Source organism: Tunturibacter psychrotolerans (assembly GCF_040359615.1).
In the GTDB taxonomy this organism is placed as follows: Bacteria; Acidobacteriota; Terriglobia; order Terriglobales; family Acidobacteriaceae; genus Edaphobacter; species Edaphobacter psychrotolerans.
The window spans coordinates 4,288,778-4,311,055 of record NZ_CP132942.1; the positions used below are offsets into that span (position 1 = coordinate 4,288,778).

The 22,278-nt window shown below is 55.2% G+C and carries 19 protein-coding genes and 1 pseudogene; 5 read left to right on the forward strand and 15 right to left on the reverse strand.

Going from position 1 to position 22,278, the window contains the following annotated elements; all coding sequences use genetic code 11:
• Positions 1-29: 29 nt before the first annotated feature.
• From RBB77_RS23730 to RBB77_RS18085, 10 genes are all read right to left on the reverse strand, one after another.
• Positions 30-434, reverse strand: coding sequence for a catalase-related domain-containing protein (locus RBB77_RS23730; protein ID WP_434557074.1), 405 nt, complete (start codon positions 432-434; stop codon positions 30-32).
• On the reverse strand, positions 431-1,093 hold the full coding sequence (locus RBB77_RS23735) for a catalase (protein ID WP_434557075.1): 663 nt from the start codon (positions 1,091-1,093) through the stop codon (positions 431-433). The genes RBB77_RS23730 and RBB77_RS23735 overlap by 4 nt, the downstream gene beginning before the upstream one ends.
• A 595-nt stretch (positions 1,094-1,688) precedes the next feature.
• A complete protein-coding gene (locus tag RBB77_RS18050; protein WP_353063117.1) occupies positions 1,689-2,222 on the reverse strand; it encodes a hypothetical protein in 534 nt (177 codons plus the stop codon).
• 730 nt (positions 2,223-2,952) lie between these two features.
• On the reverse strand, positions 2,953-3,816 hold the full coding sequence (locus RBB77_RS18055; protein ID WP_353063118.1) for a sensor histidine kinase: 864 nt from the start codon (positions 3,814-3,816) through the stop codon (positions 2,953-2,955).
• 344 nt (positions 3,817-4,160) lie between these two features.
• The gene (locus RBB77_RS18060; RefSeq protein ID WP_353063119.1) at positions 4,161-4,652 is read right to left on the reverse strand and encodes a hypothetical protein; all 492 of its coding nucleotides are present in this window, start codon (positions 4,650-4,652) and stop codon (positions 4,161-4,163) included.
• A gap of 197 nt (positions 4,653-4,849) precedes the next feature.
• Positions 4,850-5,062 carry a hypothetical protein gene (locus RBB77_RS18065; protein ID WP_353063120.1) on the reverse strand — a complete coding sequence of 71 codons (213 nt, stop codon included), beginning with the start codon at positions 5,060-5,062 and terminating at the stop codon, positions 4,850-4,852.
• A 520-nt stretch (positions 5,063-5,582) separates the two neighbouring features.
• Positions 5,583-5,777 (reverse strand): hypothetical protein, encoded by a 195-nt coding sequence (locus RBB77_RS18070; RefSeq protein WP_353063121.1) that lies wholly within the window; start codon positions 5,775-5,777, stop codon positions 5,583-5,585.
• A 394-nt stretch (positions 5,778-6,171) separates the two neighbouring features.
• Complete coding sequence (locus RBB77_RS18075) at positions 6,172-6,801, reverse strand: response regulator transcription factor (protein WP_353063122.1); 630 nt, start codon at positions 6,799-6,801, stop codon at positions 6,172-6,174.
• On the reverse strand, positions 6,798-9,866 hold the full coding sequence (locus RBB77_RS18080) for a sensor histidine kinase (RefSeq protein ID WP_353067661.1): 3,069 nt from the start codon (positions 9,864-9,866) through the stop codon (positions 6,798-6,800). The genes RBB77_RS18075 and RBB77_RS18080 overlap by 4 nt, the downstream gene beginning before the upstream one ends.
• Before the next feature lie 4 nt (positions 9,867-9,870).
• The gene (locus RBB77_RS18085) at positions 9,871-11,001 is read right to left on the reverse strand and encodes a glycoside hydrolase family 16 protein (protein WP_353063123.1); all 1,131 of its coding nucleotides are present in this window, start codon (positions 10,999-11,001) and stop codon (positions 9,871-9,873) included.
• A gap of 323 nt (positions 11,002-11,324) precedes the next feature.
• Between RBB77_RS18085 and RBB77_RS18090 the strand changes: the two genes are divergently transcribed.
• Positions 11,325-11,480: a hypothetical protein gene (locus RBB77_RS18090; protein ID WP_353063124.1), complete on the forward strand. Its 156-nt coding sequence runs from the start codon at positions 11,325-11,327 to the stop codon at positions 11,478-11,480.
• A gap of 911 nt (positions 11,481-12,391) precedes the next feature.
• Here RBB77_RS18090 and RBB77_RS23740 read toward each other — a convergent pair.
• The 4 genes and pseudogenes from RBB77_RS23740 to RBB77_RS18115 form a co-directional block, all read right to left on the reverse strand.
• A pseudogene (locus RBB77_RS23740) lies at positions 12,392-12,513 on the reverse strand (IS5-like element ISCARN85 family transposase); the annotation flags it as partial.
• Between the two features lie 266 nt (positions 12,514-12,779).
• Positions 12,780-12,938, reverse strand: a complete 159-nt coding sequence (locus RBB77_RS18100) for a hypothetical protein (RefSeq protein ID WP_353063125.1) — start codon at positions 12,936-12,938, stop codon at positions 12,780-12,782.
• Between the two features lie 199 nt (positions 12,939-13,137).
• Complete coding sequence (locus RBB77_RS18105) at positions 13,138-15,618, reverse strand: tetratricopeptide repeat protein (RefSeq protein ID WP_353063126.1); 2,481 nt, start codon at positions 15,616-15,618, stop codon at positions 13,138-13,140.
• A gap of 518 nt (positions 15,619-16,136) precedes the next feature.
• The gene (locus RBB77_RS18115; protein WP_353063127.1) at positions 16,137-16,700 is read right to left on the reverse strand and encodes a TetR/AcrR family transcriptional regulator; all 564 of its coding nucleotides are present in this window, start codon (positions 16,698-16,700) and stop codon (positions 16,137-16,139) included.
• A gap of 109 nt (positions 16,701-16,809) precedes the next feature.
• Here RBB77_RS18115 and RBB77_RS18120 point away from each other — a divergent pair, with 109 nt between their 5' ends.
• On the forward strand, positions 16,810-18,219 hold the full coding sequence (locus tag RBB77_RS18120; protein WP_353063128.1) for an amidase: 1,410 nt from the start codon (positions 16,810-16,812) through the stop codon (positions 18,217-18,219).
• A gap of 632 nt (positions 18,220-18,851) precedes the next feature.
• Entirely contained in the window at positions 18,852-19,472 is a 621-nt protein-coding gene (locus RBB77_RS18125) for a hypothetical protein (RefSeq protein ID WP_353063129.1), read from the forward strand.
• A 326-nt stretch (positions 19,473-19,798) separates the two neighbouring features.
• Here the strand turns inward: RBB77_RS18125 and RBB77_RS18130 are convergent, their stop codons facing one another.
• A complete protein-coding gene (locus RBB77_RS18130; protein WP_353063130.1) occupies positions 19,799-21,061 on the reverse strand; it encodes an NAD(P)/FAD-dependent oxidoreductase in 1,263 nt (420 codons plus the stop codon).
• A gap of 277 nt (positions 21,062-21,338) precedes the next feature.
• Between RBB77_RS18130 and RBB77_RS18135 the strand changes: the two genes are divergently transcribed.
• Positions 21,339-21,623 (forward strand): hypothetical protein, encoded by a 285-nt coding sequence (locus RBB77_RS18135; RefSeq protein WP_353063131.1) that lies wholly within the window; start codon positions 21,339-21,341, stop codon positions 21,621-21,623.
• A gap of 310 nt (positions 21,624-21,933) precedes the next feature.
• Positions 21,934-22,089 carry an alpha/beta fold hydrolase gene (locus RBB77_RS18140; RefSeq protein ID WP_353063132.1) on the forward strand — a complete coding sequence of 52 codons (156 nt, stop codon included), beginning with the start codon at positions 21,934-21,936 and terminating at the stop codon, positions 22,087-22,089.
• Positions 22,090-22,278 lie beyond the last annotated feature (189 nt).

The window sequence follows — 22,278 nt, forward strand, 5'->3', positions numbered from 1 at the left end:
TTTACCGGATAAAGGAGATCGCCGCCGCGTTACTTGTGCTCCGCCAGGAAAGCTTCAAGAGCCCTTGCAACACCTTCGCCGTAAGCCGCATCGGCCTTGGTGCAGTTCGCAACATGGCGATCCCGGACAACTTTAGAGGCCGGACCGAGAGCTCGAGCGGTGTTCTCAAGCAGACGCTGCTTTTCCTCCGTGCTGAACATACGGAAGAGGTTGCCCGGCTGCGAGTAGTAGTCGTGATCGTCCTCACGAAAATCAAACTTCTGTGCGTCTCCGCTGATGGCCAATGGCGGCTCCGAGTAATCGGGCTGCTCCTGCCACTCGCTATGACGGTTGGGCTCGTAGCTGGTGGTGCCGCCATAGTTTCCGTCGACGCGCATCGCGCCGTCGCGATGGTAGGAGTGGAACGGGCACTTGGGCGCGCTGACCGGAATCAAAGAGTGATTGACTCCGGGCGGTAGCGCTGTGTGTCGCCGTACGAGAACAGGCGTCCCTGAAGCATCCGGTCCGGTGAGTAGCCGATTCCCGGGATGATGTTCGTTGGAGCAAAGGCGCCCTGCTCGACATCCGCGAAGAAGTTCTCGGGATTTCTATTCAGTTCGAGGACGCCGACTTCGATCAAAGGATAGTCGGCGTGAGGCCAGACCTTGGTGAGATCGAACGGATGGACGTGGTAGGTATTCGCATCCTCCTCATTCATGATCTGCACATACAGCGTCCAGCGGGGGAAGTCGCCCCTCTCGACTGCCTCGTACAGATCGCGCTGATGAGTCTCACGGTCCTTGCCCATCAGGGCTTCGGCTTCCTGATCCGTGAGGTTCTGGATGCCCTGCTGGGTCTTGAAAGTAAACTTCACCCAGAAGCGCTTGCTCTCAGAATTGATGAAGCTATACGTGTGGCTGCCAAAGCCGTGCATATGGCGGAAGGAGCGTGGGATTCCACGATCGCTCATGACAACGGTGACCTGATGCAGAGCCTCCGGAAGGTTTGTCCAGAAGTCCCAGTTGCTGTCCGCGCTGCGCATGCCGGTTCGGAGGTCGCGCTTGATGGCGTGGTTGAATCCAACCATGGCACGATCACAGCGACCTTCGGACATGTCGTTCCCACATCGATCGCGGCCAATGAAAACAGTCTATTCATCGGCAACCTTGGGCAATTTCCCATCACCTCCCAGTGGGAACGCGTCACCACGCTGTCCTGGGATATCGGATTCCACGATCCGACACCCGGCCTGGGCAACAGACCGGAGGGCCTGAATCAGCTCCGTATCGCAGGATCCCGGGCAGGATCTACTACCGTCGTCGCGCTGAAACTTGGCCCCGATGGCCTGCTCTATGCCCTGGAGCTCTCCGACACTCCCGGGGGTTTTCCGAATCCCGGCGACGGCAAGGTCCTGAGGATCAACGCCGATGGCAGCATCCAGACCGTGGTCACAGGTCTGACCCTGCCCGGAAGCATGGCCTTCGGTCCAGACTACTCGCTGTATATCACGAACAATGGCGACCTTGGACCAAGGGAAGGGTCAGGTTCTTCGTGTCGATGTCCCAAGGTAGGCTTTGGTAAGTCCTCATCTGCGGTTTGGGCCTTTCCGGCTGATTGCCGTCCGGGGACCCCTGACCGCAGATGCCGCATCACAGAACTACGCCCTTCGAAGCATCTCGCGTTCCATGGACAGAATCCATGCCAAGGGTCTACTGCACTAGATTCATCCGCCGCAAAAGTTCGTGAAAGCGAGGATCGCTACGGATTTCGTCGTGTCTCGGATCTGCGTTCAGTGTCATCATGAAGATGCAGCGCTTCTCGAATGCACGATCGAACCAATCGAACGCCTCATTCACCCTGCCAAGTACTACCCGATAGTCTTCTGCAATGTCATACAAAGTGCAGGGATAGCCATTATGTGAGAGTGAATACTGAAGGTGGCCCTCACGATAGCCCTTCCACCCGTTCTTCTCGTACTCCAAGCGCAAAAGATGGACCTGCTGCGGAGAGGCATGCGTCTCGATTCCCTTGAGTTCAGCAGCGACCGACTGATCGTACTTGCCCTCAGCTTCATAAACGTAGGACACCCAGCCTTGAACGTTACTCACCCCGTCTGGCGCTATTTCACTTGCGCGCACTAGCGCTGCCAGCGCTTCGTCGTAGTGTCGGCCGTAATAGAGCGTACTCCCCAGGTACCGGTTTGCAAAGAATGATAGCCGATCCAATTCCACTGCCTTTCGCATGTGGGCAATGGCCTCCTCAGTGCGAGTTCTTACAGTCAAATAAATTGCATAGCGGATCTCGGCAAGAGCGCTGTTTGGCTGTCGCCTGCGCCGCAGGCCTCGCCAGTATAGTGCCGGCGAGGGTCCCACGCGCAGCTTTCCTCCAAGTTCCAGGTCTACGCGTCCGGATTGACGGGCCGCGTGGCCTCGAATTTGACCCTGACGGACAACTTTACGCCGCCGAAGCCTCAACCGCGCCAGCGAGATCGAAGACGTAGTTACCGGGCCATTCGCTCAGCCCAGCAAGGATGTCTGCGAATGCGGGGCAAGAGTTCTGGAACTCTTTAGGTGTAGACGATGTGTAACGCTACCATCGTTCGAGGTCGGGGTTGATCGCTCTATCCGCCCCGGCGACGACCATGCAACTCGGTTTTTCTCTCCATGCAGGGGAGGTGATGACTGCCTTGAAATTGTCCGCGGCGTTGGGTAGCTGCGATCGCGCATGAAAGCAGTCGCTGCGCCGTTTGGGATGGGACAGATCAACTCTGAAGTTGCTTGTTCCCAACGAAAGGAAAATTTGGAAAAGGTCGTCCTTTGGATATCCAACAGCAATGTTTTGCAGCATGGATGGCTCTGGAAAGGAGGTCTTTCTCGTTGGTTGATCCGTTGGACTTCATCATTACGGTAAACAATGGCATAGAGCCGCCTCCTGAATGTTGGATATTTCTGCCTCCAGACATTTCAGGAGCGCCTATCTATGAGCAGTTCGCAGATCCATTGCCACAGATCTCGAAGCCGGCTCTACTACTCTTAGGTCTTCTAAAATTAAAGATCTGTTTTTCGTTAGGGTCAGCGTGAATACTGTCGTTTCTCGATTTGATTTCTCGAGGCGGACGCTGCCACCGTGCTCTTCAGCCACTCGACGAGCGAGGGTGAGCCCAAGGCCTGTTCCGTTCGGTTTTCCTGCGGTCACGAACGGCTCGAACAACGTCCTCCGGACAGAGGCAGGTATACCGAGGCCATTGTCCACAATTGTGACGTAGATCCGTTCATCGACCTCCGTAAGGTGGACCTTCACCTCAGGCACGCGAGTCGAGTGTGTCGCAGCCTGACAGGCATTGAGCAGCAAATTATAGATGGCACTTTCAAGATTCCTCGTATCGATGTCTGCTTCCGCCGGCGGGAACTTGCCGACTGTGATGGACACGTTCCGCCCATCTGGATGAAACTTCACTGCCGCAACGGCTCTATCAACAACCAGAGAAACGCGCTCATGGACAAGCGGGCTTTTCCGTCCGCTACTACCGAATTGCAGTAGTGAATCAATGCGCTCTGTCATCTCGAGCACTGCTTCTTGAATTTCGAGCAGCAGATCGGCCCGCACACTCGCACAGATATCGTGGCGCTCGAGGAACTCGGCGTTCGCGTAGATCGCCGCGAGCGCGTGGCGCATATCGTGTGATATCGAACACGCCATCCTACCGATTGCCGACATCCTCTCTGCCTCTATCGGTTGGCTTGGTGCACGCCACTGAGGGTCGTCTCGCAGGTCCAGATCAACGTCTTTCTCATTGCCGAGATCCGAACTCTTTGTTTTTCTACGATGCGTTCTCACTGTTCCCCCTGCGTTCTAGTGACATAGGTATCGAAGGACTGGCGCCTGCGACTTCCATTGTGAGGCTCCCGGCGCGTGCGGCCACCGTTCAAGGTCGGGTCGACCGTTCTATCTTTTTTCGCTACAACCATCTAATTCGGCTTGCTCCTCCACGCAGGCGTAGTCATGACTGCTTTAAAATTGCTAGCTGCGTTGAATACCTGCGTTTCGTGTCATAAAGACGGCCGATTCAACAAGCAAATCGGCTACAAATACAAGCTCGCGCAATCTTATCCGTGGCTGGGCCACCATGAAATTCGCGGGTCTTTGTACTATTTCTGGCGATTCTCCCAGACTAAAGATACCTATGCGTCATAACAACCTGTCGCTTCTGAGATAGGCGGAACAACGCTGAGACGATCAATCGCATGTTTGACAAGTCCTTTCACCTCAGATGGTGATACGCCGAGAAACTTTGCAACCTCGGCTTCAGATGAACGGATTATCAATCTCAGCATGAATGCCAGGCGGGGGTGATCGGGCAAACTGCCAAAGGGCTCCGGCCGAAAAAAACGGTTCTCATTTTCCTCTCTGCGCGCGTCCGACAGTACAGCAATCGCCTGCGCGATGAGAACATCTTTAGCTTGACTGTAAGCGAGTGCGGGAATGGAAGATTCAAATGCAGTCATATAAAGCTTCGCTATCGTGCGCACGAGCGTATCTTCGACGAGCTTGCCATCTGCTACGAGATACCATGCCAGCGTCGCGAATTCATCCAAGTGCTCGAGCAGCAGGAAGCACCATGATGCGCTTCGCGGTGATGGGGTAAATGATACAGATGCGAATGAAGTTACCATGGTTGTCACTCCTAGCTTTGTAATTCCGCAGCGCGTTTCAAAGGCCAAGAACCGTCACTGCTGATGAGGCTCTCATCCAAATCAACACCCTTTTCAAACGTGAGGATATTGCCGCGGCCTGAACCTTTGTTTTCCTACGGTGTGTTCTCACTGTTACCCCTATGATCTGAAAACGTAGATCGAAGGACTGGCGCCTACTACTTCAATTGTGTGGCTTCCGGCTCGTACGACAGGCCACCGTTCGAGACCATAAAGGCAGCCGGCTCAACAGGCAGATCGGCTGCAAAGTAATCATGTAACTGCGTGGGGTCGAGATAAGTAAACCCGTCTACCGCCGTGTTTATTCCAATAGATTTGCCGAGATCATTTGGGAAGCGTCTTATACCAGCAGCAGCGGTAGGATGCTGCATAGCAGGGCTCATCCGAGGGCCGTCCGCGACCGAACCACTATCCTGTCTCGGCGCCTGATCTCGATTTGTGTGTATTTGTTCCTTGAACCACGGCCGCATGCTGAACGCGTATACGCAGATGCAAAACAAGTTTGCCGGATAAAGCCAAGCTGTGACGTTCGCAATCCGATTGCACAGACGATCAAGCTGTTGACAATTGCGACAAGGAGTCCGATCCAGGATTTTCGCGCGAGCAAGATTGTCGCTAGGATGGTGAGGAAACAAGAAAGATAGCCCAAATGGAACATCGCAAAAACCGAACCTCCCATTGAAGCTTCCTCCGATTCAGAGAATTAGTGATTCGTAAGTCTCTGATCCGTCTTCCGTGCTCGATCCTGTTGAAGTGACTATGAAGGAAGACTCGGATGATTGCATCCCGCAAAGGAAGGTATTTTCAACGCTAGTAACTGGTCCGCATCCGACACCACTATTGAGGGAGGATTTAATGCCCCAAGGGTATGCACAACTGTTGCGTGCAATCTCAATGAAGTGCGGAATCTTCGTTGGAATCATGGACGAGGTGAACGCGGCCCTCAGGAATAATGATTTCGCGACGACCGAAGAGCCGCGCATCAAGTGAAAAGGCGCCCGGGCCAAGCAAGACAAGCGCGGCGGATATCGCAGCCAGATTGAAGGCAGCTAACGCACTGATGTGGTGGTTGTTGGCTTTAGTCATCAAAAATGAAGAACCTCCCGTCATGAGATAACCAACTGTCGCCGCGGCATTTGCAGCAGGTGTAAGAAAGCCGACGAAAATCGCCGATCCAACAGCGATTGCGAGCGATCCAACTGCCCAAACGCTAATCGAGTGACTGTTGGGTCCATCGAGCGCGTCAATTCCGAAAATGATTGCATTGACAGCAACTGTAAGCCGCAGAAAGATGAGACCGATGCCTGGCCAACCCTCCGGGAAGCTGGAAAAGAGTCTTTGCAGCGGATGCCTCCTCGGGACACAAAACGTGCCAGCAAAGAGACTAGCTTCTTTCGCCGCGAATTGGACCCCCAGATCGAGTGCTTTTCTTGGACTACTCGCAGACTCTTCGTACTTTCTTTCTGGAGTGTGGGTTTAGCTAGAGATGTATTATTCCGCGTCTAATTCCGATAGCGACGGCCTCGGTGCGATCGCTTGCACCGAGTTTTTCCATGATGTGCTTAATATGTCCCTTTACTGTTTCCTCAGAGATGAAAAGGAGTGCTGCGATGTCGCTGTTTCGATTTCCTCCGGCGACCTTCTGAAGGACCTCAACCTCTCGCTTGCTCAACGTTTCAGCCCCAAGATGCTCAATGAGCTGAACTGCGACCTCGGTAGGGATCTGTTTCTGCCCCGCATGCACCTTGCGGATCATATCTACGAGCTGTTTTCGGGGCATGTTTTTGAGCATGTAGCCTTGCGCTCCCGCCTCCAGAGCGCGTTTAATCTCGGCGTCTCCTTCAAACGTCGTGAGCATGATCACACGGGCATTCGCGAACTCTGTGCGAATGGAGTGCAATGCGTCGATGCCCCCCATATCCGGCATCCGGACATCCATAAGTGTCACGTCAGGCCGATGTTCACGAAATCCCCGGATGGCATCGTGTCCAGTTGACGCCTCCGCAACCAATTGCATGTCGGGTTCATTTCTGATGACGGTCGCAATGCCTTCCCTCATGAGAGGATGATCGTCAACGCAGAAGACTCGAATTCTGGGGGGCGCGCTCATTTATGTACTCGTTTCTCTTTTTCATGCTTCGGCGTCTCGAGCCTCTCTCGGCTGAGCCAACGGAACCACCGCGATATAGGGTCATTCGAACCTTTTTCGAATGCGATCGAGCCTGGAACGGTCAGGTCCACTTCAGTTCCTGCGCCAATACGGCTCCGAAGTCTTAAATTAGCGCCAATTCTTTTCGAGCGCTCTCGGATGCCGACGAGTCCCCAGTGCCCCTCAAGACCTGAATGTAGCACCCGAGAATCGATTCCACGGCCATCGTCGCGCACCAATACTCTAAGATGTCTGCTCGCATATTCTACTTCGACTTCGATACGGTTCGCATGCGCATGCATAAATGCATTCAATAGAGCCTCGCGGCCAATGCGGTAGACTTCATCGCGGATTAGCGGCCGCAAAGGACGCGTAACACTGTCAACGATAACGCGGTAGTTAGTGTTTCCGTCGAGGGGGAACTCCTGCCGCAGTCGGGAGAAGGCCGTCTCAAGGTTCTGGTCGGGCGACTCCGTTGTGCGTAGCCCGCGCAGCGCATTTCTACCTTCCTCCGTGACTGTACCCATCAACTGCAGAATCCGTTTCAAGAGGGGTTTGGTAGGAGAATCCTCTGGGAGTTGATCTTCCGCTACATCAAGCTGGAGAGAGGCGCTCAAAACACCTTGCAGCAGCGTGTCGTGCAACTCCTGCGCAATCCGCGTACGCTCAGCGATCCGCTCTTGGAAACCAACATTCAATCGTTTCGTCAAGTGATGAATACGCAAACGATGAACGGCAAGAATCATCAGGCAACATCCTGCAAGACAAGCAATTCGGAACCACCACGTTTGCCAGTACGCGGGTTCGATGACGAAAGGTACTGACGTCTCCGGGCCATTCCACAGGCCGACATTGTTCGAAGCAACAATACGGAAAAGATATGTACCAGGACCCAGATTTTTATAGACAACCTGCCTAGACGCAACGGAGTCGCTCCAACCTTGATCGGAGCCATCGAGCTTATAGCGAAAACGGATGCGCTCCGGCACAGCCAAGTTCGTGCTCCCGTAGTTCAAGGTAATGGTCTGAACTCCAGAGGGAATCTTGATGGAGTTCTGCGCATTCACCGGACTTCCGCCGGCCGACATAGATTCGATTCGCACCGTGACTGGAGTCGAATTTTTGGAGATAACGATCGGATCGGCCATGGACAAGCCCGACTTGCCTGAGATCCAGATGCGGCCTTCACGATCTGCCACTACAGGGCGGTCGCGACCCGCGCCATCCACTCCCGGAAGGCCGTCGTCGATTCCGTAGCTTTGAACATCTGTTTCAGAAAGCGAATCGCTCAGAAGCCGATCGTGGTTCACCCGAAGTACATGATCGGAAGTGATGAACCACAACGAACCCATCCCATCCTCTGCAACTCCCAGAATTTGTTCCCGTAATGCCTCCGGCAGCCTTACTGGAACTCTGATCTTTCCAGAGGATAGGTACACCAGACCGTCGGAGGTTACGATCCAGAGAACATGCTTTGTATCTTGAAAAATCGTTCTTACGATTGACGAGGGTAAGCCATCACTAGCTGTGCGATTTTTCCAATGTCCATTCGCGAACGAAGCCAGACCGCTTGGAGTAGCCACCCATGTTGTCCCATCGAAACCTTCGACTATGGAATTAACACCATTTGACGGGAGTCCGCTGGAGTCCGAATAGTTGGTAAATTTCCCGCCATTCAGTCTACTTACGCCAGCGCTCACAGTCCCAGCCCAGATCGTCCCATCGCGATCACGGTGCACGGAATAAACACTGTTCTGCGCAAGGCCATCCGCCTGTGTATAGGTCCGGGCTGTAAATGAATCGCCTTTTCCGGTCAGCACCGTGAGACCGCCATGTTGCCTCCCAACGCATACTTCACCATTGCCCCCGCTGATGGAATACACAACATCGTGCTCCAGTCCATCGACAGTTATATGGCCAACTTGCCCTTCCTTCATCCAGTAGAGACCACCGGAGAGCGGCGCGAACCAAATCCGATCCGTAGAGTCGGCATAGACTGATCCAATACCGCTTGAAGGAAGACCGTCAGAAGTCGAATACGTCGTGAGCGTTCCATTTCGCAGTCGCTCGATTCCTCGCGAGCCGCCGAACCAAATATCTCCGTCAAGGTCTTCATAGATTGCTGTTACCTCGAACCCAGGTTTTGGGTTGAGTTGGTCGAGCGAAACAGCGCCGGATGGAGTGATGCGCACGATGCCATGGTTCGTTCCAACCCAGATGTTCGCGGCACTGTCTCTGGCCATCGTCAGGATCTGGAGTTGCTTAAGAGAAGAAGGCAGATTGAGCGTGGCCAGTACGCCGCCCTCCCACAAATGAATCCCATCGTCGCTTCCAATCCACAAGCCGCCGCTCTCCGCGGGCAAAAGGGCATTAATCTTAGAATCTTTGAGTTCTTGGGCAACCCTTGAAATGTGCCCTTGGCTCAGGCGAAACAGACCGTTGTCTTGTGTGCCGAGCCAAATACTCTGGTCTCGCGTTGCAGCAAGTGAAATGACATTGCCGGGACTTTGCTCTGCGCTGACTATCGTCTCCATGCGTCCATTCTGGTATCGGAATGTCCGGTCCCCTAGTCCGGAGAGAATGACGCCGCCCTCATAGTCGGAAATGGCCGCTGTGAAGGTGATGTCCTGGAGATCGAACCGCGCATATGGATCCTCGAACCTCCCGTCACGATAAAGAAGCATGCGGGGGCCCTCGAGACGAATCCAGAGTTTCCCGCTGGCGTCGGTAACAAGACCGCGGACGCGATTAATCAAAGGCGAGTTCGGAAGAGGCCGCTTAATCAGGGTGAAATTGGACCCGTCGAAACGGACCAGACCTCTTTCGGTTCCAATCCACAGATAACCATCGGCCGATTGACGAATGGCGTAGATTTTTCCTCCAAGGAACCCTTTGTCCTCTCCCCATTTGTCATGTACGTATTGTGAGATTTTTCGGGCAGGGTCTAATCCAAAAGCAGCATTCACGAGACACAAGAGCGCGATTCCAGTTATAAGTCTTTTAAATAGCCGATGCCTCTGCACCATATTTTCACGGTAGGAATTCGAATTTTTCAATCACAACCTCGACCGGTTGTTGAGATGAGCTCTTCGAGTGTCGATAACTGTACAAACCCATGTGAGCCGTTTCTTTGGCGGGAATCGGAATCCCTGAGGTAAAGATATGTTCACTGATGGTTGACCCTGGGCCGACCATCGATCCGCGAACCGTCTTGAAGGAAGCGCGCTCGGACTCCCAACGTAACATATGGGTCAGCACTCCGGCGGGGGCCATGAATCGAGAGACGTTTTCAGGGATATAAAAAGGTTGGACAACATATTGTGCATTCTTATTGTCTGCGATTCCCCAACGGCTCAATTCGATGTCAAGTTCACTGCGAATGTCATCCGTTCGAAAGTCGTCATTTGTATACAATCCTAGAGCAGCAGACGGGCCCAAATGACCAATATCTTGAACGACAAAGATGTACGAACCATAACCCAGACTGCGGGTTAAGCTCACCTCCGCACATGTCCATACGCCGTCATGCTCTTCCATACGAAGGTGCAGATAGCCGTTCTTATCGATCCACACATTTGAGGGATCATAGGAGTTGGGTTCCCCTCCTCGGTCGCTTGCAGCGTTACGCACCCTCCAGTCATATCCACTAAAGTGAATGACCTTAGGAACGATAGGTGCAACAAACTTACCTTTCGAAGTAGCGATGGCAATCACGCCGTTGCCTTCTGCGGGCAAAGTCGGAAGCTTTGTAGCAGGGTGAAAGCCGGGCTCAACTAGCAAGGCTGCATAATCAGTGCCGAGGTGGGTCGAATTCCTCCACGTCGAGTCGGGCTGAATTTCCGTAAAAGGCTGATTCGCAAAAGGTTGAATCCACCAAATGTCACTGCGAGCGTAAAGGACGATTCGTTGGCCGGGCTCCACGCCGCTCGCCCGTCCTTCAATGAATTCCAGTTGTACCGGACCTCCAGGATTGGCGGCGGGGACTAGAGTGATTTGAACATTTGGCTTGGGAGGTACCCTACTCGAATTGCAGGCAGAGAGAAGGGCGCTGACGAACACGAGAAGGATACTCGATCGGTGCTTCTTGAAGGAGGAAGTGCAAGGGCCAGCTTTCATATTCCTCCCAATGTTCGCAATATTTTGACTTTTAGCGAAGCCCATTCCTCTTTCCGAGTGGCAGAAATGCAGAGGGCCACGGGATCGACCTAAAAACGTCACTCCGTAAGCAAAAGATTACACAATCTACTAGTTACCGCACCAGGTTTTTGGATTGTCGTAGCGTTGTTCTCAGACGCCAGACATATATATACGCGTCGCCTGGGAATGCCGATGCGATCTATGGGAAAACTATAGCGGTGTTCTGATGATAATTCGACATTCCGCTCGGATATCTAAGTCCGGAATTCAGAGTCGCTAACCTACGCGCCTGCGTTTCACGTTCGCGGCCTCTTTTGATCGGCCCCGGTAATTTTGAGCCAGGAGAAATGTTAGTCTTCGGCAAAATCTCAAGGGAGATTTTGCATGAGAAGAAGCTTTTCGGTGAAGAGATTGTGCCCGTACTGAAGCAGGCAAAACTGGGAGTGCCTGTGGCGGAGGTGATTCGCAAGGTTGTGATCAGCGAGCAGATCTTTTGTGGATGAAAGAAGCAGTACGTTGGCATGGAGACCGATCAGGCTCGGCAGATGAAGCAACTGCAGGAAGAGAACAGCCGGTTGAAACAACTAGTTGCAGATTTGAGCCTGGATAAGACAACGCTGCAGCATGTGCTGAGAAAAGTTCTGAAGCCCTCGGGGGTGCCGTCCGATGGTCGATCATTTACGCGACCGGTATCGGGCGAGCGAGCGACATGCCTGCCGGGTTCTTCGGATGGTGCGAGGCACGTATCGCTATCAGAGTCGTCAGGAACCATGGGACGGAGTTGCGGATACCAGATGCCACCACTTGAATGGTTCGTAGCGTTTCCAAACGGGGTCTAACGAATCGATTAAAAACCGTTCGTTAATGGATAATAACGTCGGCCATCATCAGGAAGATGTATCCAAATACAAACTTCCACCGCAACCGGCTTCTTTTCATATGCTCTCTTTCGTTTGTAGATGAAACACCGTTGTTACTTTGTTTATTCACAAATCAACGGCAGGGCCACGGAGATTACAGGCCATTCTCCAATCTAGCGAATGGAACCGCAGTGGCACCACGCGAATGTCGCAGAGCTAATGACGAATCTAAGGCGTGTCACACTCTTGCAAGGATCTTTTGTTGATCTCAAGACAGGATGGAGATTACAGAAGAGCAGTATGAGCGGATCAAGAATGCTTGCCGGTGCAGCGTGGGAATGTGCGCTTAGGCAGTTGCAGTCGGAGCAGACCGTGCGGATCAAGATGCATCCGGACGGCACCGGCGCTCTAAAGGAAACGGATCTCAAGCCATGGGCAAGTCGCGCGGCGGATGGAACACCAAGGTTCATCTGGTTGCCGCGAAGGCATGACCTTCGCGCTGTGCCCGGCCATGCGCACGATGTTCCCGAAGGTGCTCTCTGCTGGCCGAACTGCGGCCCGATGCGGTTGGACTTTGGCGGAACGACCGGGCCCATGCCAAGCGCCAGTTGCCTGCTTTGGTCCCCCCCTCGTGGGCGCGATCCATCAACAACGGCAAGCTTTCCGGCATCGAGCCCGGGGAATACGACCGCGCTCTCTACAAGAAGCGCAACGAAATCGACTCAAAGGCTTCCGCAGACCTTCTCTCGCTTCCAGAAACTCGATGTCCTCTTCCTCGGATTCCTCAACTTCGCCCTCATCATCGAAGCCCTTTGCAGGGGGAACACGCCCTAATCGCGGCGTTAGAAGGGCCTTACGCTGGCTTACTCGGCTTTTGTTTACAAATCGTCATTTCACATGGGCGATTAACCGGCTATCGTGGACCCGTAACCAACTCCTGCGTTAGTCGGCAAACCGCACCTTACTCTCCTGAGCGAACCGGACGTCGTACTGATCGAACCGCAACCGCGGCACCTCAAGCCTATAACCCCAATCACCAATACCGGATGTCCCATCTTCGCCGCTGCAGGCTAAGGTACGCAAGCCGAAAACAGGCAGCATCGACTTCTCCTTCCGACCCCAACCCGACACAGAGCCAGGAACGGCTCACTCAAAGTGCGAATAGAAACACGGCGGAGAATAAAAACGCGGAACAACCATAACAAACAACAACAAAGGCAAAGACGTTATGAAGGGAAAAACAAAAACCACTTGACGCCAGTGACCTGCTCATAGAAACCCGACTTTCAGGGAGCTGCGCTCAACGGATTTCCTCGTTCAATGGGACCCCGGTTTCCGGTTCTAGCGCTGCGGCGCACCAGCTTCGCCACATCTGGCGAAAGGCGACGGAGAGGCCCTGGGCGACGATGGCTGGCTGGCCGATCGGCGACTGGAGGAAGCGTTCCCGCAGACCTGCGCGGAGCCGGGCCAGCGATTCCAGATTCCGCGCCCAATAAATGCCTTTCTCCACAAACTCCTGCGGGCTGCGGGCGACAAAGTCTCCGAGACCAGCGTGGTGAAGCAGAACGGGGCCGAGTCTCCCCGGCACGGATTGGCCGGTGAGGGTCAGGGTGGGCACGCCCATCCACAGGGCGTGGCTGGTGGTCGTGGCTCCGGTAAAGGGGAAGGGGTCCAGACAGAGGTCAACCTGATGATGGAGTGCAAAGTAGCTCCGGCTGTCGCAGCGCGGGTGAAACTGTAGGCGTTCGGAGGCGATGCCCTCGTCATGGAACCAGCCGCTGAGCGATTCATAGCGGCCGTCGCGGGGCATTCCGGCGATGAGCATCTGCGACTCCGGCAGGCCGCGTAGCAGCTGCGACCATAGAGAGATAACGGGGCGGCTGAGCTTGGAGAGGCGACTGAAGCTGCCGAAGGTGAGGTGGCCGCTCTCCAGCGCCGGGAGCGGATTGACGGCAGGCGCGTCCGGATTGGGCTGGAAGGGCGCGACCGCCGGCAGGTAGACGATCTTCTCGGTGAAGTAGCGGTCGAACTCGCCGGGTGGAAGAAAATCGCGGTCGGCGAGGTAGTAGTCGATGCTCCGGAGGCCGCTGGTGCCGAGGTACCCGATCCAGCCACACTGCACCGGCGCGGGTTTGCGGGCAAAGGCCAACAGGCGGTTGCGGGCGGTGTGGCCGGTCAGGTCGACCAGAATATCGATGCCGTCGGCGCTGATCTTCGCGGCCAGAGCAACGTCGGAGAGGGCGAAGATCCGGTTCCAATGGGGCACGTGGCCGCGCAGCCGATCGGTGACGGTGTCTTCGGCGGCGTGATTGGAGTAGACGTGGAGCGACAGCCCGTCATCGGCCGCCAAGTGTGAAAACAGAGGCTCGATGAAGTAGGCCAGAGCGTGCTGGCGAAGGTCGCCGGAGACGAAGCCGACTTGCAGACGACGGTTGGGCTCACGGGAGTTTTGGTGGCGCGGCCATGCGGAACGCAGCGGGGTCTCGAAGCGTTCGGCGAAGCGAAGATGCTCAGCAAAGAGAGCCTCGGGCTCGACCCCGTCGCTGTGGCTGAGACAGAAGAGCAGGCCGTGATGTGCGACCTGAAGATCGGGCCGGATCTCGAGCGCGCCGCGGTAGCTGTCTGCCGCCTCCGCCAGCCGCCCCTGATCCTGAAGCGCGGCTCCAAGATTGCAGAAGGCCTCCGCAAAACGAGGGGTCAGTTCGAGTGCCCGGCGGCTACTGGCCTCCGACTCCCCCGGTCTTTCCTGTCGCGTGAGTGCAACCGCCAGATTGTTGTGCGCCTTCGCCAGGTCGGACTGAATCTCGATCACCCGTCGATAACACGCCTCCGACTCCGCGAAGCGGCTCTGCAGATCGAACACTTCCCCGAGGCCGTAGTGGGCTGCGAGGAAGCCAGGATAGAGTTCGAGCGCCCGCCGATAGCAGCCCTCGGCTTTTGTGAGGTCCCCGTGTTCCTGGAGTATGCGCCCGAGATTGAAGCAGGCCTCGACGCAATCGGGGTCGGCCTCAAGGGCTCGCCGGTAGCAGGTCGCCGCATCGGAGAAGTTGCTTTTTCGCTGCCGCACCGCGCCAAGCATGTTCCAGCCGTAGCCGGACTTCGGATAGCGCTCTGTGAACGACCGAGCAAGGCTCTCCATCTCCTGCTCACGGCCCTGCTCGAAGAGGGAGAGCAACAAGGCGGTCTCGGCCGGTTCGGGAACGTCTGAATTGAAGCTGGCCTTTTTCTGTCCGTTCTTCGCGGACTGTGCGGCTCTCCGTCCCCTTGCGCCCTTGCCACCAGCAGGTGTTCGGTCTGGCCCGTCAGATGATTTAGCGTCTAATGCGGCAATCGGTGCTGCATCCGATCCGGCGGATGCCTCTGACGCGATGTGCTCCAGGCGGTCGCGCAGCGTGTGGACGGCGTCGCCGCGCAAACCGCTTCGCACTCCAATATTCATCATCTGTCGTGCTGCTTCTGCCTGGCCGATTTGGATGAGGGCGTCGATGCAGCTCAGCCAAAACTGGCCCTGGCCGGGGTCAGCCCGAATCGCTGCCTGGAAATACTGCAGCGCCGCGGCGGCGTGGCCGGTCGCGATGGTCAGAACGCCGAGGTTGTGGTTGGCATCCGCGTGATCGGGCCATTGGGAGAGTATGGCGCGATAGCAGCGCTCCGCTTTGAGGAGGCTGCCAGCCCGATGATGATCGATCGCCTGCTGAAGCACACGCTCCACAGGCTGCCGGACAGCGGTCTCGTCGGTCGGTATCTCTGATTGCAGCGTGGGCGTAGGCGATTGTGGCAAAACGTGGGCTCCTTTCACGACAAACTGCGGCAGTCCGTCAGGTTCACTCTGCAGGAGCAAGCGGCGCACCATAATCCCGCCGCGCAGATGTGAAAGTACTCATCCAGAGGGCATCGTCAACTTAAGACGTTGAGGGACATCCTGAACTGGGAAGGCTGCGTGTCTTGCGCTCGCTTAAGCCGCGGCGAATGATCGCGATCGCAGGAGCCGGTGATTGCTAGACCTCAATAAGTGTCGGCCCACTCGGAACAGATTTTGGACGGCATCATGGAGGGAGAGAAAACGTTGTGCGTGCCTGGCAGATTTGAATCGGCGCATTGGCCGTGCCGTTGGCCCGTCGGCTGATGCGAGGCTTCGACGCGATTGTTGGCGTACCGCACCTTACCCTTCCAGCGCCTGATCTGACCACGTCCTGTGGACCCGGAAACGCCTAAACCATCGAACATGCGAAACCCGACTTCTAGGGAACTCCGATTCAATAACTAAACACGAGCGCGTTTCTCAGTACGAATGTGCCTTCACGCGGGAAGCAATCCTGCGGCACGGTAGCCGTCAATCAGGCTGTCGTAGAGAGAGATATCTGCGCGGCTCCTTGCCATCAGTTGAGCACCAACGATTCCAGAGTAGATCGCACGTGCTCGTTTCTCGGCTTCTTTGGGGCTAGCAACCTTAGCGGCGACCAATGTCTTTCTTAGCCAAGCAACGTTGACGTCGGTGAAAGCTTGAACTTCCGTCTTCACTACGTCAGGCAGGTCGTCGAATTGCGCAGACATAAAGCTGCAAAGGCAAATGCGATTGTCGTTCTCTAGAGCCCAGCGAAAGGTCTCCGGATAACGCCGCAGCGCATCCAGCGGCTTCGGTGAGTTCTGCAGCAGAGACTCAAGATAAGCTGCAGCATCCTCCCAATAGCGCTTCGCCACCGCCGTAGCCAGTTCGGCTTTGCTCGGGAAGTGATAGTAGATACTTGCGGCTTTGATGCCGACCTGTTCAGCCAAATCACGGAAGTTCAACCCTGCATAACCGTGAGCTTGAGCAACAAGCTTCGCGGCGGCCAGGATGTCTTCACGAGCGTTTGCACTCACCACACTCCTCCACTAATAGTTGAAAAAATCTCTCGATTTCTGAATCTACCATGTGGCAGGTAGAATCTCAACTATATACCTACCAAGCGGCAGGTAGAGAGGGCACACAATGAGCACTGAACTGATTTATTCCGACGCAACGAAGCTGGCCGAACTGATCCGCACACGCGAGGTCTCTCCGGTTGAAGTCATGAAGGCACACCTTGATCGCATCGAGGCCGTCAACCCCAAGGTGAATGCGATCGTTACGATTGCTGATGGTGCCCTGAAGTCCGCCAAAGATGCAGAAGCGGCGGTACTACGGGGGGATGAACTCGGCCCCCTTCACGGTGTGCCCTTCACTGTGAAGGATTCGATCGACACCGCGAAGATACTGACCCAACGTGGATCGCCGATCTTCAAAGGACGCACGCCCGAGACCGATGCGACCAGCGTCGCGCGCATGAAGAAAGCAGGGGCTCTTCTGCTTGCGAAGACCAACCTTCCTGAGTTCTCCTACGGGATTGAAAGCGACAACCTGCTCACCGGTCGGACGAAGAATCCCTGGAATCTGGACCTGACGCCGGGTGGCTCAAGCGGTGGTGAGTCGGCGGCGATCGCGGCGGGCATGTCTCCGCTTGGTCTTGCTACCGATCTTGCAATCTCCGTCCGTGGTCCGGCTGCCCACACCGGCGTTGTGTCGCTCAAAGCGACCCACGGACGCGTGCCCATGACAGGCATCTGGCCGCGTGAGCCGCGCCGCTTCTGGCATGTGGGCCCGATGGCCCGGAGTATTCGCGATCTGTCGTTGGCGTTTTCGCAGCTCGCTGGGCCCGACGGACAGGACGGCTACTCCAGCAGCGCCGTCCCATTTGATGCCGGAGTTGGTATTGCCAACGAGCGTCCTCTTCGTGTGGGCTGGCTTGTAGAGCCCGGCTTTGGACCGATCGACCCGGAGACTACTTCAACGGTGCAAGCTGCCGCGGAAGCACTCAGAGGCCTCGGTCACACCGTCGAGTCCATACGCATCCCTGCACTTGAGCGCGACTTTGGGCTCGAGGTGTTCAGCCGTCTACATGTCCTGGAGATGAAGCCTGGATTCGTGAAGGCTACGGCCGGCCGTAGCGAGGATGAGATCTCCTACATGGCCAAATTCATGCTCGGGCTGCCCGATACACCGGCGGCGGACTACATCGATGCAGTGCAGGGAGCGGAGCGGCTAAAGGATGGCTATGCCGAGTACTTCCAAAAGCACGACGTATTGCTCACCCCAGTACTTCCAACTCCATCCTTTAAGCATGGCCAGGAAGAGTTGCTGATCAACGGTCAGACTATTGGCGCCATGGGCATCATGAATATCACATCGCACTTAAGCGTTACCGGTCTGCCGGGCGTTTCCATGCGGTTCGGCACGAGCAAGGAAGGAATGCCGATCGGTGTACAAATCGTCGGCAGCTGGCAAACCGAGTCCACGATTCTTCACATCGCTTCGCTTCTGGAGCAGGCTAGCCCTGTGCGCGATCTACACCCGAATCTCTAAACCGCGCCAGTCATGAGGGAGCAAAACAAAGGCGGACGAGCTGCTCCTGTTTGCTCCCTTCCATCCGGAGCGGAACGTCGGCTACGGGGCTTTGGGAAACTACCCCATCGCCCCTGGTGACAGCAATGTTGGGTTTATCCCTTGTTGGGAATACCTATTGTTGAAGAGAGCTGTGATGTCCGTGGACCGTAACATATTTCCTTGGATTATCACGCGTGAAAATTGTTTCCCAAAAAATCGTTCGCGGACTCTTTGCACTTTTGCGGGAGTTGTGTACTTTAGGGTTCGTCTCCCAGTTTTCCACTTCTTGTCTTTGGCCTGTCTTTAGGCGTGTTACGTTTCAATTTTCGGTTCCCTGAGGTTTTTCGAACGTGAGATGTCTGCTGCGCCATTTCTGCCCCCCTCGACACGACTCTTTTATGTTCTTCATTTACACACTCCGTCCTATGCGTGCTTTTGATTGCTGCGTTTGTTCGCCGTGTGTCTCGCCTATGACTTGGACATGGCTTCTGGTTGGTCAGCGTGCACTTCCCCCTAAAGCAGTTCGTGACAATCGGGTCGGAAATGCCATAGATAATCTTCTGACGAAAATGGGGCGCTGCGCTTTTCTGCTTGGAACTGTGTCCCTCGGTTTGTCTCTCATAACAGGTTGCGCGAGTGGAACCTCCTCGGGTGGCAGCACAACCCCACCGATGACGGAAGCGGTGACTCCGACGGTAACAGTCTCGGCGTCGCCTTCAGGAAGCATCAGCACCGCGCAGCCTCTGAGCGTCTCGGTTGCGGTGGCGTCGAGTGCAGGGGTGCCTGCGGGCTCGGTGGTTTTGAGCAGCGGAAACTACACTTCGTTTCCTTTTTTGGTAAGTGGCGGACAGGCGGTGGTGAGCGTGCCTGCGGGGCTGCTGACGGCAGGAACGGATACCTTGACGGCCAATTTCACGCCTGCGAATACGGCTTCGTACTTGAACGCGGCGGGCACCACGAATGTGACGGTGTTGGCTTCAGGAGCGGCGACGCCGGTGGTGACGGCCTCCAGCGTTACTTATTCGACTGGCGGTTATGGCAGTCCGTTTCGGGCGCTGCCGCAGGCGTCGGGCAATGTGCTGGTGTCGGTCTCGGCTTCGACCTCCGGCATGCTGGTCTTTGGGCCGGTGACAGGCGGCGGATTGCAGCTTGATCCCGCACATCTACTCGGGCCACTGAACATCTATTTGAGCCACCAGATATCTATTCGTGCCACTATTGTGGCGCCTTAAGAATGACAACTATTGTGGATATTTCTCTGCTCTAAACCATTGAAATGACGCGGTTCGAAATTGAAAAAACTCTGACTATGGATACTTTCGACAATTTCTTCAACCCTCGGGTCTGTTTGCGATGCTTGCCGTTTCGAAATGCGAATTTGGTCGGAAGAAGCAACGCCGCCTACACTCGTAATCCGTGGGAACTCCAGCCCGCCTCGCCTGACCGATTTCTGAAGGCAGTTAGAAGCACGGAGTTAAAGTACTGCTACATCATCATCATGCCCATGATGTATAAGGATTTCAGGGCTTGGTTAGTTAATGTGTCATTAGACTACGCACTATCGCCCTAGAGGTTGGTGTTTCACGGAGATCAGAAATTGATGAGCCATAGAAACTGCGGCTGCACCGTCTCCCGCTGCTGCAGCGCACCGTTTCGTAGAGTTATGGCGGACATCTCCGGCAGCAAACAGGCCTGGAATGCTTGATTCCATGAAGAGTGGCGCTCGACCATCCCTCCACATCTCCGCTGACAGGCTCGACCGGTCCAGATCCGGGCCCGTTAGAATGTAGCCCGCTGGGTCGCAATGGAGCACCCCAGGTTTTGCCCAGTCGAGGCGAGGCTTGCCTCCAATACAAACGAAGACGCTATTCGTCTCGATGGATGCAGTGTTGCCAGCTTCATCGCGATACATAATTCTCTCCAGCGCATCATCTCCTTCGAGCTTAGTTAACTTGGTCCTTGTCAGCACCGTAATCGACGAGGTGTTTTCGATGCGCTCCAGCAGGTACGTCGAAAGCGTGTCCTTCAAGCACTCCCCTCGGACGAGCATTGTCACCCGCGTCTGCCGCGCGAAGTTCAATGCAGCCTGCCCAGCAGAGTTTCCACCACCCACAATCACCACATGCCCCTTGCATATCTCAGCTTCGCTGGAGCCCGCACCGTAGTAGAGACCGCGATTCAGAAAATAATCCTCTCGTTCAAGGCCAAGTCGTGAGTACTCGATGCCAGTGGCGCAGATCGTAGCCTTCGAAGCGATCTGCTCGCCACTGGCGAACCAGCTAAACTGCCAGCCGTCCTGATGCTCTCCTGCTACTCCTTCGAGGCCTACGATGATCTCTGCTCCCAGTTTTATTGCCTGTTGACGTGCCCTGCTTGCAAGCTCCCATCCGCTGATCCCATCCGGAAACCCCATATAGTTCTCAATCTTCGAGGTGCTGCCAGCCTGCCCACCGACGGCGATCTTCTCGACAACTATCGTGCGTAGCCCTTCAGAGGCCCCATACAGAGCGGCACTCAGACCCGCCGGTCCCGCACCAAAGATCGCCAGATCGTAGCACTCGTACTTAGGTCCTTTGAACCACTCCAGAGCCATCGCCAGGTCGCGCAGACTAGGACAATAGAGTTTCGTATTTTGACTAAGAACGCAGACAGGAAGTCGAGGGTCTGTGGCGCCTGAGATTCCTGCCAGCTTCCGGGCCTCCTCATCCGTATTCAGTTCGACCCAGTCATACTCAGTGCAGTTACGGGTCAAGAAGTCGCGTATCTTGTAACCCGCGGCCGAATTCGCGCGCCCATAGATGACTATCCTGCCGTTCAACATCTTTTCTTCTCCCTCAAACCTGAATCATTCAAACCGAGATCATTCATTGAGTTCCTCCTTCGATTCCTCTTTGATCCAAGAGCAAGACGAAAAGCGTCGGCAAAATCTCCAGGCGCTCTATCTTCATTGCTTAGATCACGGGCAACTCGATTACGACAGAAGCGCGACGATAAAATCTATTGGACGAAAATATCGATCAATACTAAGGTGCAGGTTGGACACATCAGGCGGGTCGCCTCGTCTTCCTCCAAGTGGGCGAATGGTGCCTGCAAAGCTTGTGAAATCGGACCCGGTCAGCGATATGGCTATGCTCGCCACCGATACTGGAGAATCATTTGCCGCGCTCGATCTCAGTCCCGCGAAGCCGGATCTTGGAGACGCAGTGGTGGCGTTACTATATGACCTCGATGGAAACTTCAGGCTGCAGCTTGGTACGTTTGTCGGAGTCATGGAGCAACGTGGCCCGCAGGGAGAATCCCTAAGTCGCATTGCGGTTTCAATGCCAGGTATCGAGCTGGGCTCCAGCGGCACCTCCTTGTCGATCGTGAAGGAAGATTCTTAGGACTTATTCAGTCAATAGATTCTACCGACAAATTGACGTTCCTCATCCCCGCTGAGGAAGCACTTAACTTTGAGAGCCCTGGCAGTGGGCATCGATATTGAGCCGGGGTTTCGAACCGGCGACACTTTGGTTTGATGTATGTCGGAGGTACGGAGTGGCATTCCATCTGCCGAACTCATCCGCACCGCAGTTCGGTCGGCAAGGAAAAATGAATGCATAGAACAATGAAGCAACTTTCACTCGTAATTGGCTCGTCTCTTCACGCACATGGCGTGAGGTTACCGCCTAACTTGAGGGACAGTTCAGGACAGTGGCCTATAACGCGCGTGGCTGGGGGAAGTCCGACAAGACCTTAGCTGGCTACAAACTGGCAGATCTTGCGGACGAAGCTCTCTCACTCGTCAAAGCGCTGGGAATCAAACAATATGTCCGGGTTGGACATTCGATGGGAGGCAAGGTCGCGTAGCTCGCCGCATCGCGGAGGCCGGAGGGTCTTTCAGGCCTCATTCTAGTGGCTCCTGCAAAGCCAACGCCTCGGGGCAATCCTGAAGAGATGCGTCAAGGACAGCTTCATGCGTACGACAATCGTGAGAACGTTCTTAAGACCTTGGCAGTGGCAATCTGACTGCTCGTCCTCCTTCGCCAGAGATTCTAG

Coding starts and splice junctions, on each gene's coding strand:
- RBB77_RS23735 (WP_434557075.1), bottom strand. CDS start 1,093: ATGTCCGAAGGTCGCTGTGATCGTGCCATGGTTGGATTCAACCACGCC.
- RBB77_RS18050 (WP_353063117.1), bottom strand. CDS start 2,222: ATGCGAAAGGCAGTGGAATTGGATCGGCTATCATTCTTTGCAAACCGG.
- RBB77_RS18060 (WP_353063119.1), bottom strand. CDS start 4,652: ATGGTAACTTCATTCGCATCTGTATCATTTACCCCATCACCGCGAAGC.
- RBB77_RS18065 (WP_353063120.1), bottom strand. CDS start 5,062: ATGCAGCATCCTACCGCTGCTGCTGGTATAAGACGCTTCCCAAATGAT.
- RBB77_RS18070 (WP_353063121.1), bottom strand. CDS start 5,777: ATGACTAAAGCCAACAACCACCACATCAGTGCGTTAGCTGCCTTCAAT.
- RBB77_RS18075 (WP_353063122.1), bottom strand. CDS start 6,801: ATGAGCGCGCCCCCCAGAATTCGAGTCTTCTGCGTTGACGATCATCCT.
- RBB77_RS18080 (WP_353067661.1), bottom strand. CDS start 9,866: ATGGTGCAGAGGCATCGGCTATTTAAAAGACTTATAACTGGAATCGCG.
- RBB77_RS18085 (WP_353063123.1), bottom strand. CDS start 11,001: ATGGGCTTCGCTAAAAGTCAAAATATTGCGAACATTGGGAGGAATATG.
- RBB77_RS18090 (WP_353063124.1), top strand. CDS start 11,325: ATGTTAGTCTTCGGCAAAATCTCAAGGGAGATTTTGCATGAGAAGAAG.
- RBB77_RS18100 (WP_353063125.1), bottom strand. CDS start 12,938: ATGCTGCCTGTTTTCGGCTTGCGTACCTTAGCCTGCAGCGGCGAAGAT.
- RBB77_RS18120 (WP_353063128.1), top strand. CDS start 16,810: ATGAGCACTGAACTGATTTATTCCGACGCAACGAAGCTGGCCGAACTG.
- RBB77_RS18130 (WP_353063130.1), bottom strand. CDS start 21,061: ATGTTGAACGGCAGGATAGTCATCTATGGGCGCGCGAATTCGGCCGCG.